General features: G+C 67.0%; 13 protein-coding genes. 6 read left to right on the forward strand and 7 right to left on the reverse strand.

The genetic code is table 11. The features are described 5' to 3' along the window. Nucleotides 1-480 (reverse strand): toll/interleukin-1 receptor domain-containing protein (locus AX692_RS16800; RefSeq protein ID WP_155646358.1); only part of this gene is annotated, 480 nt, incomplete at its 3' end. Between the two features lie 219 nt (nucleotides 481-699). Here AX692_RS16800 and AX692_RS16805 point away from each other — a divergent pair. From AX692_RS16805 to AX692_RS16820, 4 genes are all read left to right on the forward strand, one after another. Next, nucleotides 700-1,533, forward strand: coding sequence for an SPFH domain-containing protein (locus AX692_RS16805; protein ID WP_419470485.1), 834 nt, complete (start codon nucleotides 700-702; stop codon nucleotides 1,531-1,533). A 10-nt stretch (nucleotides 1,534-1,543) separates the two neighbouring features. Beyond that, complete coding sequence (locus AX692_RS16810; protein ID WP_073975087.1) at nucleotides 1,544-1,747, forward strand: Arc family DNA-binding protein; 204 nt, start codon at nucleotides 1,544-1,546, stop codon at nucleotides 1,745-1,747. Between the two features lie 118 nt (nucleotides 1,748-1,865). Continuing rightward, complete coding sequence (locus tag AX692_RS16815) at nucleotides 1,866-2,186, forward strand: hypothetical protein (RefSeq protein ID WP_155644828.1); 321 nt, start codon at nucleotides 1,866-1,868, stop codon at nucleotides 2,184-2,186. Between the two features lie 35 nt (nucleotides 2,187-2,221). Beyond that, entirely contained in the window at nucleotides 2,222-3,220 is a 999-nt protein-coding gene (locus AX692_RS16820) for a hypothetical protein (protein ID WP_073975089.1), read from the forward strand. On the opposite strand, the gene bchJ is transcribed toward AX692_RS16820, so the two are convergent. The 6 genes from bchJ to AX692_RS16850 form a co-directional block, all read right to left on the reverse strand. Then, entirely contained in the window at nucleotides 3,217-3,849 is a 633-nt protein-coding gene (gene bchJ, locus AX692_RS16825) for a bacteriochlorophyll 4-vinyl reductase (RefSeq protein ID WP_081095411.1), read from the reverse strand. The two genes, AX692_RS16820 and bchJ, sit on opposite strands and share 4 nt — an antisense overlap. Further along, nucleotides 3,812-5,440, reverse strand: coding sequence for a magnesium-protoporphyrin IX monomethyl ester anaerobic oxidative cyclase (gene bchE / locus AX692_RS16830; RefSeq protein ID WP_073975091.1), 1,629 nt, complete (start codon nucleotides 5,438-5,440; stop codon nucleotides 3,812-3,814). Before bchE ends, bchJ begins: the two co-directional genes overlap by 38 nt. A gap of 79 nt (nucleotides 5,441-5,519) precedes the next feature. Next, nucleotides 5,520-6,083, reverse strand: a complete 564-nt coding sequence (locus tag AX692_RS16835) for a VOC family protein (RefSeq protein WP_073975092.1) — start codon at nucleotides 6,081-6,083, stop codon at nucleotides 5,520-5,522. Further along, nucleotides 6,080-7,210 carry a 4-hydroxyphenylpyruvate dioxygenase gene (gene hppD / locus AX692_RS16840; RefSeq protein ID WP_073975093.1) on the reverse strand — a complete coding sequence of 377 codons (1,131 nt, stop codon included), beginning with the start codon at nucleotides 7,208-7,210 and terminating at the stop codon, nucleotides 6,080-6,082. Before hppD ends, AX692_RS16835 begins: the two co-directional genes overlap by 4 nt. A 71-nt stretch (nucleotides 7,211-7,281) precedes the next feature. After that, nucleotides 7,282-8,817, reverse strand: coding sequence for an acetyl-CoA acetyltransferase (locus AX692_RS16845; protein WP_073975094.1), 1,536 nt, complete (start codon nucleotides 8,815-8,817; stop codon nucleotides 7,282-7,284). Then, nucleotides 8,807-10,075: an acetyl-CoA C-acetyltransferase gene (locus AX692_RS16850; RefSeq protein WP_073977341.1), complete on the reverse strand. Its 1,269-nt coding sequence runs from the start codon at nucleotides 10,073-10,075 to the stop codon at nucleotides 8,807-8,809. Before AX692_RS16850 ends, AX692_RS16845 begins: the two co-directional genes overlap by 11 nt. A gap of 117 nt (nucleotides 10,076-10,192) precedes the next feature. On the opposite strand from AX692_RS16850, the gene AX692_RS16855 reads away from it, so the two are divergent. Both AX692_RS16855 and AX692_RS16860 read left to right on the forward strand, forming a co-directional pair. Then, nucleotides 10,193-10,966 (forward strand): crotonase/enoyl-CoA hydratase family protein, encoded by a 774-nt coding sequence (locus AX692_RS16855; RefSeq protein WP_073975158.1) that lies wholly within the window; start codon nucleotides 10,193-10,195, stop codon nucleotides 10,964-10,966. Nucleotides 10,967-10,970: 4 nt separating this feature from the next. Further along, nucleotides 10,971-12,134: an acyl-CoA dehydrogenase family protein gene (locus AX692_RS16860; protein ID WP_073975159.1), complete on the forward strand. Its 1,164-nt coding sequence runs from the start codon at nucleotides 10,971-10,973 to the stop codon at nucleotides 12,132-12,134. Nucleotides 12,135-12,172 lie beyond the last annotated feature (38 nt).

Here is a 12,172-nt window from a genome sequence, read left to right on the forward strand (position 1 = left end):
GGCGGCAGCCGCGGGAGCACCCGCATCGCCGCCGAGCCGCGCGCGCACCGCCACCAGGATGCGCGCGGCCTCGGCGCTGTCCGTTCGGCCATCCCACGCGCTGATGTCGAGCAGCTGGAACTGGCGGAAGCCGAGCGGCGCCATTGTCCCGTCGATCGTCAGCGGCACCAGGCAGCCGCGCTCGCGCCCGCGCTGGGCCTCGTCGCGCACCCAGTGCGAGGCGACCGATGTCGCCGACCACAGCACCACCACGCAGGCCGCGGTCTCCAGCGCGGCCTCGGTGGTCTGGAGGTAGTTCTCGCCCCCCTCCAGCCGGCCGTCCCACCACACCTCGAAGCCCGCGCCTTCGAGCAGGTCGATCACCGGGCGGGCGCGGGCAAGATCGGTGCGCGAATAGCTGACGAACAGCAGCGGGCGCGCGCCCGGAGCCGTGTTCTCGCCGCCATCCATCGCACCGCCCCCCTTCGCGCGTCGCTGCATCCGACCCGCTAGCTACAGCCAAACCGTCCCGAGCGCCAAGCGATGATGCGCCCCGGTCCGCGCAGGGGCTCGCGAAAACGGCTTGACGATCCTGATCCAGGATATAAAAATGATATCACAATTATATCGGGAAAATGGAGATTCGTCATGTCCACTGCTGATACGCCCGCCCTCAACCGCAGCCGTGAATATCCGGCCGCGACCCAGAGCGGCTATGTGATGCTGCTGCTCAGCCTGGTGCTGGCGGCGATTGCCGTGTGGCTGTTCATCACCGCGGTGCGCGGGGAGGGGCCGCCGGACGGGATAGTGCTCAGCCTCGCCATGGTGACCGGCTTTGCCAGCCTGTTCTGCCTGACGGGCTTCTACATGATCAACCCCAACGAGGCCGCGGCGATCCAGCTGTTCGGCGCCTACAAGGGCACCGACCGCAACGAAGGCCTGCGCTGGGTGCTGCCGTGGCTCGCGCGCAAGAAGATCGCGGTGCGCGCCAACAACGTCATCAGCGAGAAGATCAAGGTCAACGACGCGCGCGGCAACCCGATCGAGATGGCCGCGCAGGTCGTCTGGCGCGTCACCGATACCGCGCAGGCGCTGTTCGATGTCGACGACTACCGCGAATTCGTCACCGCGCAGATGGAAGCCGCAGTCCGCGCGATCGGCTCGCGCTATCCCTATGACGACATCGAGCATCTCGAGATCACCCTGCGCGGCAATCACGAGGAGGTCGGCGCCGAATTGCGGATGGCACTGATCGAGCGGCTGTCGGTGGCGGGGATCACCGTCGACGAGTGCGGGCTCACCCACCTTGCCTATGCCCCCGAGATCGCCGGCGCGATGCTGCGCCGCCAGCAGGCCGAGGCGGTGATCGCCGCGCGCGCCAAGCTGGTCGAGGGCGCGGTCTCGATGGTCGAGCTGGCGCTGACCCAGCTCAGCGAGAAGGACGTCGTCCAGCTCGATGACGAGCGCAAGGCGGCGATGGTCTCGAACCTGATGGTGGTGCTGTGTTCCGAGCGCGACACCACGCCGGTGGTCAATGCGGGGTCGCTCTACTGAAGAGCGTGCCATGGTCGCAAAGAAAGCCTTTCCCCTGCGCCTCGATCCGGCGCTTCACGATGCGGTGCAGCGGCTCGCCGATGCCGATCTGCGCAGCGTGAACGCCGAGATCGAGGTGCTGCTGCGCGAGGCGCTGGCACGGCGGGGGATCAAGGTGGCACGCGCCGAGCCAGCCCGGCGCGGCCGCCCACCCGCCGCGGATCGCGACTCCTAACGTAAGTTAATCCGTTCTAATGCAGTGCTTTTTTGGAACAGAGAGAAGCGAATGGGGGTGACTGCGGCACCGTCTTGATGTTAGAAGCCGGTCAACTAAAGAGTCGCAGGAGAGGCTTATGCGTGATCGGGGGAAGCCCTTTGTCATGTACCGGCGGGGCCCGGCCAATTTCATCATCGTGCCGCGCGGGGCGGGTGGCTGGATCCAGTTCGCGGTATGGATGGCGCTGCTCGCGGCGCTGGTGATGTGGTTTGCCGACCATGCCGAAGCCAACGACAGCGGCGCGGACTACTACTACGGGCTGGCGCTGTTCGGCTTCGGCGTGTTCGCCTGGGTGGTCACGGGCCTGTGGTGGATGATGGCGCGGGCCGAAACAGTCGATGTCGCCGAGTTGATGCGCAGTCGTCAGCGGGAACGGCGCAAGCGTCAGCGGGGTTAGTAGGAACCCTGCCGCACCCGGCGGATTGTGCCGACATGGCCGCCCGCTCGCGCACTCTTGCCCTCATCACCGCCGCGGCACTGGTCGGCGCGCCTGTCGTCGCTGCGACGCCGGGCCTCGCTGCGCAGAACACCGAGACGCCGGATGTCGCCGCACCGGCGGCACCGGTCCCCGCCCCATGGCCCGACGAGCTGGTGCTGCGTGGCGACAACACCATCACCCTTTGGCTCAATGGCCAGCAAGTCCGGCTCGAGGTCAGCGCCGAGGCGTTCGGGCTGCCGGTGGTCAATCCGGACACCGCCGCGCAGGCACTGCTGGTCGCCGATGGCAGGCGCGGCTGGCGGTTCGGGCCGGTCGTGGTCGAGGGCGAGACCACCAGCGCGCCGACCGATTTCGGCGCGGGGCCGCTGCCGCTCGCGGTCAGCTGGTCCGACCGGGCGGTCTCGGACAAGGCCGACGGGGTGATCGGCGTCCACCACATGCCCTATGCCCGCGTGACCTTCGTCTTCGATGAGCCTGCGCCGGACGAGGTGCTCCAACGCTTTCCCCTGCGCCGCACGGGCGGGGACAGCAACACCCGGCTCGGCACCGAGGTGGTGGTCGGCAAGCGAAAGCTGATGATGATCTTCGTCCCCGAACGCCGCGAGAACCTCGTCACCGCCCCCACCGCCAATTTCATCGCCACCCATCGGGAAGGCGGTTTCGAGCCCGGATCGCAGGGAATCGCGGTGATGGATTTCGGCGTCGAGCGCCCCACCCGGGTGATGCGCATCGCCGAGCCGATCCTGCTCGGCGACCTCGCGCTCGAGCGCTTTGCGGTGCGGATCGAGGATTATGGCGAGCCGCGCCGCGTGGGCGAGATCGCGGCGGATGACCCGCGCTTCGATCCCGACACCATCCTCGTCAGCCGCCGCAAGGGGCGCGGAAAGCCCGATCTCCTCACCCGCATCGGGCGCGACCAGATCGCGCATTGCTCGTCGATCACCTATGACCTGCGGGCGGAGGAAATCCGCCTGTCCTGCGCGCCGCGCTAGCTGCGGGTGATGGCGTAGCTGCGGGCCATGTCGCAGGGCACGTCGGGTTCGATCATCCGGCATGTGCAATTTGGCGCCACAAGCACGCGGTAAAGCCGGGTGAAGACCGCCGCATACCAGTGGAACAGGCTTTCGGGCGGCGGCAGGCGATCGCCCGCCAGGCTGCGGTCGATGGTGAAGCGCCATGCGTCCTGCGGGGTGAAGGCTCCGCCCCCGACGAACGTCCAGGCGTGCTTGCGGATCGCCGCCATCAGCAGCGGCGCGGCGAGACTTGCGGGGAGGCGGCGCAGCAGCCAGCCGGCGGCGCGCGGAATGCGCCGGGCGATGATGTAATCCGCCGTGCGCGCCCCCGCCTCCTCGGCGATGACGGCCGCGCCTATCGGATCGTGCAGAGCCAGCCAGCGGTGAAGTCGCAGCGCCTCGGTCTCGGGGATCATGTGCGCGCCGCTCGGCAGGTGGGCGATCTGCGCATCGGCGAGAATCGCTTGCGTTTCGGCGTGACCCAGCCGTTCCTCCATCACCTCCACCGCCTTGAGCACGGCGTTGGGCCCGATCAGCGCCTCGGCCCGCCGCCGTGCGAGGATGCGCCGTTCAGTCGACATCGATCCGATCCCGTTTGCGGCTTTCATCCCCCCGTTCCTTGGCACGCTCCTTCATCTGCGCCCGCACCGCCTCGCGGCGCTCGGCCGCCTGCGCGGCCTTGTCGGCATTGGTCTCCCAGTCGGTCGCGGCGTCGGCGGCAGCGAGGCGGCTTTCGTCGAAGTGCCAGTCGAGCTGCTTCTTGGTCTGCGGGCCCCAATAGCCGGCCTTGCCGAGATCGTAGAAGGTCCGTTTGAACCCGGCGCGCAGGAAGGCCCACAGGCACCCGAGCAGATAGCGCCGCCGGAAGCCGGTGCCGCGCCACGGATAGTGGAACAGCGCCTTGCGGCTGTAGAACCGGCGATAATTCTTCATCACCCCGTCGAGCAGTTCGCCCCGCTCCATCGCGGCGGGCTTCATGATCGGGGTGACGAAGTTGTACTTGCTGAAATCATGGACCTCGACCTGATCCTTCAGCGTCTCGAACAGCGGGGTGTAGGGCCAGGGCGTGTACATGGCCCAATTGGCAAGATCGGGCTGCCAGTCCCACGCCATCTGGAAGGTGTCCTCGAGCGTCTCCGGCGTCTCGTTGTCCAGCCCGACGATGAACTGCGCTTCCACGAAGATATCCGCATCGCGCAGCAGCTTGATCGCCTGCTTGTTCTCCTCGACCCTGGTTTCCTTGTTGAACCGGTCGAGCTTCATCTGCGCCGCTGCCTCGGTGCCGAGGCTGACGTGCACGAGGCCAGCCTTGCGGTAGAAGGGCAGCAGTTCCTTGTCGCGGTAGATATCGGTGACGCGGGTGTTGATCCCCCACTTCACTTTATCCGGCAGCCCGCGATCGATCAGCTCCTGACAGAAGCGGATGAAGGCCTTGCGGTTGATGGTCGGCTCCTCGTCCGCAAGGATGAAGAAGCCGACGCCGTGCTTCTCGTGGAGCTCCTCGATCTCGTCGACAACGTCCTTGGGATCGCGCACCCGGTAGTCGCGCCAGAACTTCCACTGCGAGCAGAACGAGCAGGTGAAGGGGCAGCCGCGCGCCAGATTGGGGATGGCGACGCGGGTGCCCAAGGGGATGTAGGTGTACTGGTTCCAGTCGAGAACGTCCCAATCGGGCTTGATCGAAGCCATGTCCTTGATGGTGTCTGCCGCTTCGGTGGCGACCACCTGATCGCCTTCGCGGAAGGCGAGGCCCTTGATGGCGCGCGCGTCTTTGGGCCAGCGGCCTTGCTCGATCGCGGTGAACAGCTCGACCGCGATCTCCTCGCCCTCGCCCCGCACGATCACGTCGATATGGGGGGCTTCGGCGAGCACCTGCTGGTACATGAAGGTCGCATGGATGCCGCCGAGGACGCGCACCGCCTGCGGCACGTGGAGCGCGGCGATCTCCAGCACGCGCTCGGCGGCATAGATCGAGGGGGTGATCGCGGTGGTGCCGACCACATCGGGCTGGAGCGCGGTCATGCGCTGGCGCAGCTCGTCGTCCGACAGGCCCTCGGTCATCGCGTCGATGAAGGTGATGTCATCGAAACCTGCGCGCTTCAGCGGCCCCGTCAGGTAGGCAACCCAGGCGGGCGGCCAAGTCCCGGCAATCTCGGCCCCGCCCGAGCGATAGTTGGGATGGACGAACAGAATGCGCATGGGCCGATTCCCCCTTCAGGATGGCCCAAGGTGGGGGAGATGGCAGCGCTGCGCTTTGCGTCAGATCAAATGTTAAAGCTCACGCCTTCCCCGCGTGTTCCGCGCGGGCGATTTCGTGGAGCCAGTCGGCGTGGCGCGGGGCGGTCTTGGTCTGCGACCACTCCTCCAGCATCACCGGAGCGACGCGGGCGAGTTCGGCATATTGCTCCTCGGTGCCGATATCGGCGGCAAGTTCCACCCGGTGCCCGTTGGGATCGAAGAAGTAGATCGACTTGAAGATGCCATGATGCGTGGGCCCGAGCACGTCGATCCCCAAGCCAACGATATGCGCCTTGGCCGCCAGCAGCGCCTCCTCCGAAGGCACCTTCAGCGCCAGATGCTGCACCCATGCGGGGGTGTTCGGGTCCTTGCCCATCTCCGGCTGGTTCGGCAGCTCGAAGAAGGCGAGGATGTTGCCGTTCCCCGCATCGAGGAAGATGTGCATGTAGGGATCATACTCGCCGGTCGAGGGCACGTGATCCTCGGCAAAGGCGGTGGTGTAGGTCATGCCGAGCACGCGGGCGTACCACTCCACCGTCTCCTTGGCGTCCTTGCAGCGATAGGCGGCGTGATGGATCCCGGCGAGGTTCACGGGGTGGGTCATTCGGCGGGCTCCTCGACGTTCAGCACCCCGCGGATGATCTGATCGCGCTCCATGCTTTCGAACAGGGCCTTGAAGTTGCCCTCGCCGAAGCCTTCGTCGCCCTTGCGCTGGATGAATTCGAAGAACACCGGCCCGACCTGCGCCTGCGCGAAGATCTGGAGGAGGAGGCGGGGCGAGCCGCCCTCGGTGGTGCCATCAAGCAGGATGCCGCGCATCTTGAGCGCATCGACATCCTCGCCATGGCCGGGGAGGCGTTCGGCGAGCATCTCGTAATAGGTCGCAGGCGGCGCGGTCATGAAGGGGACGCCGAGCTTTTGCAGGCGGTCCCAGCAGGCGACGAGATCGTCGCAGATCAGCGCGATGTGCTGGATGCCCTCGCCGTTGAAGGCGCGCAGGAACTCCTCGATCTGGCCCTTCCCGCCTTCGCCTTCCTCGTTGAGCGGGATGCGGATCTTGCCGTCCGGCGCGGTCAGGGCCTTGCTGGTGAGGCCGGTATATTCGCCCTTGATGTCGAAGAAGCGGATCTCGCGGAAGTTGAACAGGGTCTCGTAATAGTCGGCCCAGTACTTCATCCGCCCGCCATAGACGTTGTGGGTGAGGTGATCGATGGTGTGGAAGCCCGCACCCTCGGGGCGGCGCTCGACGCCGGGGAGGTACTCGAAATCGATGTCGTAGATGGTGAGGCCGTTGCCGCCTGCCGCGCCCTCGTAGCGGTCGACCAGATAGAGGATCGCCCCGCCGATGCCGCGGATCGCGGGGATGCGCAGTTCCATCACGCCGGTCTGGACCGCGACGGGCTCGGCGCCCTTGGCGATGAGGTGGTCATAGGCCTTGGCGGCATCGCGCACGCGGAAGGCCATGCCGCAGGCCGAGGGGCCATGCTCGCGCGCGAAATACCACGCGGCCGAGCGCGGCTCGTAATTGGCGATGAGGTTGATGCCGCCCTGCCGCCACAGGTGCACGTCCTTCGAGCGGTGCCGGGCGACGCGGGTGAAGCCCATCGCCTCGAACACCGGCTCGAGCACGCCCTTTTCCGGCGCGCAGAACTCGACGAATTCGAACCCGTCGAGGCCGGCGGGGTTGTCGAAGAGGTCTTGCCCCCCTTGCGTGGTGGTCGGCGCGTTCATCGGTGATCCCCTCCGGTGGCGAGATAGTTACAATTGAAACCATCTACCGCAAAAGGCCGATTCGCGCAAGGTCAGGCCAACCGCCCCAGCGTCCGCCCGCGTCCGTCCTGCGAAAGCGAGAGGCGCTTGCCGAAGGGCGCACCGCTCTCGAAGGCCTCCGCGGTCGCCGCATGCAAGAGATCGGCATTGCCCACCACCCGCTCGCCAACGTCCGAGCGGCCGATGAAGATCGCCTCCGCCCCCTTGGGGCCGCGGTTGATGGTGTAGGTCTCGACCACCGCGCTCTCGACCGGGCCGAACGCAAGCGGCACCTTGTCTTTCGCCTTGGGTAGCACTGTGAAGCGGTCGTTCGCGGACCAGTCGGCGGGCTCGGCCGAATAGATTCCGGTCGCATACTTGCTCATCCACCCGCCGTTCGCGCCGACCAGCGCGAAGCTGCCGCGGTCGGCGCGCACCCGCTGCACCGCCTCGGCGATGGCGTGGGCCGAGTAGTTGTTCCCCGCGCCGCCGAAGAACGGGAGCCCGCCGGTGAGGGTCAATCCGCGCGGGTCGTCCACCGATAGCCCGAAATGATCGCACTGGTTGAACACCGGGATCGCGAAGCAGGAGTAGAAGTCGAGATAGGCGATGTCGCCGATCCCCTTGCCCGCCCGCGCCAGCGCCGCGTCAACGCTGGCGAGCGAGGCCGGGTTGCCCGCGAGGTCGGGCCGCTGCGAGAGCTTCAGTTCGGTCGCGGCGGTGACGGCGTGGATGTGGACCCACTTGTCTTGCCGAACGCCCAATTCGCGCGCCAGCCCCGCGCTCGCGACGATGATCGCGGCCGCCTGGTTCACCTGGTCGCGGGCGACCGTCATGCGCGGATAGGGCTCGGCGACGATGCGGTTGCGGTCGGTGACGGTGGCGAGGTCTTCTGCCGTGCGCTCGACCGGCGCGGCGGAGTGCGGGTTCGCCGCCGCCACCTTGGTGAAAGGCGCGAACAGCTTTCCGATTTCGAGCCGGTATTCCTCCAGCCCCATGCCCAGCTTAGCCCGCCGCGCATTCTCCGCCAGCGCATAGAGCGGGATCGCTCCGCTCGCGCCGTGGGCGAAGAGGACGGGCTCCATCAGCTCCTCGACGCCAAAACCCTGATCTTCGAAATCGCCCGGCACCTCTTCCGACCAGTCGGGGATCTCGCCCTTGGCGGTGAGCGCCAGCACGGTCGAGATCGCCTCGGAGCCGACGATCACCGCGCATTGGCTGGTGCCGCCTGCGATGGCCGAGGCGAATTCGCCCACCAGCTGCTGGTTGGTCTGCCCGCCGGTGGTGGTGAGGATCGCCCGCGCCGGGTTCGCGCCGACGCGCTTGGCAATCGCGCGGGGCACGTTGCTTGCCGCGCCGAACGGGGGCTTGCGGTCGGGCCGCGACATCTCGAAGGCGCGGATCGCGGCGAGGGTGTCGATCGCGCCCGCGACGTCACCCTGCGCGCCGCTGTCCGCAATCGCCGCCGCCAGCGCCCGCCCGGCGAGGTCCATGTAGGAGAGGGCCTCGTAGCCGGGCTCGCCGACCCTCTCCGAATACTGCCCCACGCCGATGATGACGGGGGTGTTGTCAGCGACGTCAGTCGACAAAGTCTTCGACCCGCTCGACGATGATCGCCGGGGCCATGCCGCCCGCCGCGCACATCGTCACGAGGCCATAGCGACCGCCGCGACGTTCGAGTTCGTCGACGATGGTGCCGATCAGGATCGAGCCGGTCGCGCCGATCGGGTGGCCCAAGGCGATCGAGCCGCCGTTGACGTTGACCTTGTCCCAATCGAGCGCGAGATCGCGAACGAACTTGGCGGCGACCACCGCGAAGGCCTCATTGATTTCGAAAAGGTCGATGTCGTCGGTGGTCAGCCCGGCCTTGGCCAGCACCTTCTTCGCCGCCGGGACCGGAGCGTTGAGCATCAGCGTCGGATCATCGCCCATGTTGGCGGTGGCGACGATGCGGGCGCGGGGCTTCAACCCGTGCTTCTGCGCATAGTCCTTCGAGGTGATCAGCACCGCCGCAGCGCCGTCCACCACGCCCGACGAATTGCCCGCATGGTGGAAGTGCTGGATCTCGAGGTCGGGATACTTCTGGTTGATGAGCTTGCGGAAGGTCGTGCCTGCCTCGTCGAGCGGAACGTCGGCGATCTTGGGGAAGGCCGGTTCCAGCTTGGCGAGGTCTTCCATGGTGGTCTGCGGGCGCGGGTATTCCTCGCGGTCGAGGATGACCGTGCCGTCATCGGCCACCACCGGCACCACCGACTTGGCGAAACGCCCCTCGCTGATCGCCTCAGCTGCGCGCTGCTGCGAACGGTAGCCGACTTCGTCGAGTTCCTCGCGGGTGAAGCCCTCCATCGACGCGATGGCATCGCCGCAGATGCCCTGGTGCGACTGCGGGTGCACCGCCTGCAAGCGCTCGTTGTAGCTGCCCATCATCGGCGGCTTGATCCCGGCGCGCATCTTCTCCTGGCTCATCGCGGCGGTGAGGCTCATCATCTCGGTGCCCCCGGCGACGACGCAATCCTCCATCCCGCTCATCACCTGCGCGGCGGCGAGCGCGACGCTGGTGATCCCGCCGCCACAGAAGCGGTCGAGCGTGGTGCCGCTGGAGGTGATGTCGTAGCCCGCGTCGAGCGCGGCCATGCGCCCCATGTCGCCCGCCTGCATCCCGTCCTGCGTGCTCACCGACCAGATCACGTCACCGACCGTTGTAGTGTCGAGATCGTTGCGGTCCTTGATCGCCTTCAGCACGGTCGCGGCCAAGTGCTGCGGGTGGCACGCGGCGAGCGCGCCCTTGCCCTGCTTGCCGATCCCGCGCGGGGTGCGGACGGCGTCGATGATGTAGGCTTCGGCCATGGTGATCCTCTCCGTTTCTAGCGAAATTGCGGTTGACGCGTCCGTAAACCCACTGCACCACTCGCACAAGAATTGCGTTTCGAAACGCAATCACATTTTCGATAGGGAGAGATTCGAGTGAGCGAGACCACCGCACCCGAAGTGCTGACCGCGGTCGAGGACGGCGTCCTCATCGTCACCATCAACCGCCCCGAGGCGAAGAACGCCATGAGCAAGGCCGCGGCCGAAGGGATCGCGGCGGCGATGGACCGGCTCGATGCCGAGGACGACCTCAGGGTGGGCATCCTCACCGGCGCGGGCGGCACCTTCTGCTCGGGGATGGATCTGAAGGGCTTCCTGCGCGGCGAATCTCCTACGGTGGAAGGCCGTGGCTTCGGCGGCGTGGTGCAGGCCCCGCCCAAGAAGCCGCTGATCGCCGCGGTGGAGGGCTATGCGCTGGCGGGCGGCCTCGAGCTGATGATCGCCTGCGACCTCGTGGTCGCCAACGCGAACGCCAAGTTCGGCATTCCCGAAGTGAAGCGCGGTCTGGTGGCGGCAGCGGGCGGCGTGATGATGCTCCCCGACCAGATCCCCGAGCGGATCGCGATGGAGCTGGCGCTGACCGGCGATTTCATCGACGCGCCCCGCGCCTTCCAGCTCGGCCTGATCAACGAAGTGACCGAGGGCAGCGCGCTCGATGCGGCCAAGGCGCTCGCAGGCCGGATCGCCGCCAACGGGCCGCTGGCCGTGCGCGTCTCGAAGCAGGTGATGAAGGAATCGCGCGGCTGGGCGATGGAGGAGCGCTACGCGAAGCAGGGCCAGCTGATCGGCCCCGTCTTCGTCAGCCACGACGCCCGCGAAGGCGCCGCCGCCTTTGCCGAAAAGCGCAAGCCCAACTGGACGGGGAAGTAAGACAATGTCGGTTCTCAACGTGCCTCAGCCCGCCTTCATGGAAGACGAGGAAATCGCCATTTTCGCCGACGCGGTCGGCAAGTTCTACCAGCAGCACGCCCCCCAGAAGCGTGTCGAGAAATGGCGCGAGGATGGCCAGGTGGAGCGCGAATTCTGGCGCGAGGCGGGCGCGGCGGGCCTGCTCGGCGTCTCGGTGCCGAGCGAGTACGGCGGCCATGGCGGAGACTTCCGCCATGACCTCGTCGTGATCGACCAGCAGGCCAAGCACGGCGTGGACGGTTTCGCCGCCTCGCTCCACAACACCGTGATCCTGCCCTATCTGGTGCGCCACGGGACCGAGGAGCAGAAGCAGAAATATCTGCCCCGCCTCGTCAGCGGCGATCTCGTCAGCGCGATCGCCATGACCGAGCCGGGCGTGGGCTCCGACCTCCAGTCGATCACCACCACCGCGGTCAAGGACGGCAACGGCTACCGCATCAGCGGCTCGAAGACCTATATCTCGAGCGGCCAGATCGCCGACTTCATCATCGTCGTCGCCAAGACCGATCCGAACGAGCGCGCCAAGGGCATCTCGCTGATGCTGCTCGAGACCGAGGGTGCCGAAGGCTTCCAGCGCGGGCGCAAGCTCGACAAGATCGGGATGGACGCGGCCGACACCTCGGAGCTGTTCTTCGACAATGTCTTCGTGCCGGCCGAAAACGTGCTCGGCGGGGTCGAGGGCAAGGGCTTCTACCAGCTGATGGGCGAGCTGCCGCAGGAACGCCTGATCATCGCGGTCGGCGCGATCAACGGGATCGAGAAGGCGCTCGAGACCACGATGGACTACGTCAAGAACCGCAAGGCCTTCGGCCAGACGATCTGGGATTTCCAGAACACGCAGTTCGTGATGGCCGACCTCAAGGCCCGCAGCACCGCCGCGCGCGTCTTCGTCAACGACTGCATCGCGCGGCACCTGAAGGGCGAGCTCGATGTGGCGACGGCCTGCATGGCGAAGTACTGGGTGACCGAATTGCAGGGCGAAGTCGTCGACAAGTGCCTGCAGTTCCACGGCGGGGCCGGGTTTATCAACGACTACCCGATCGCCCGCATGTACCGCGACAGCCGCATCACCCGCATCTTCGGCGGCTCGAACGAGGTCATGAAGATGGTGATCGCGCGTTCGATGTAGCGTGCCCGCCTCCGCGGGCACGTCCTCGGTGCTGTTCC

The organism is Erythrobacter donghaensis, from assembly GCF_001557325.1.
In the GTDB taxonomy this organism is placed as follows: Bacteria; Pseudomonadota; Alphaproteobacteria; order Sphingomonadales; family Sphingomonadaceae; genus Erythrobacter; species Erythrobacter donghaensis_B.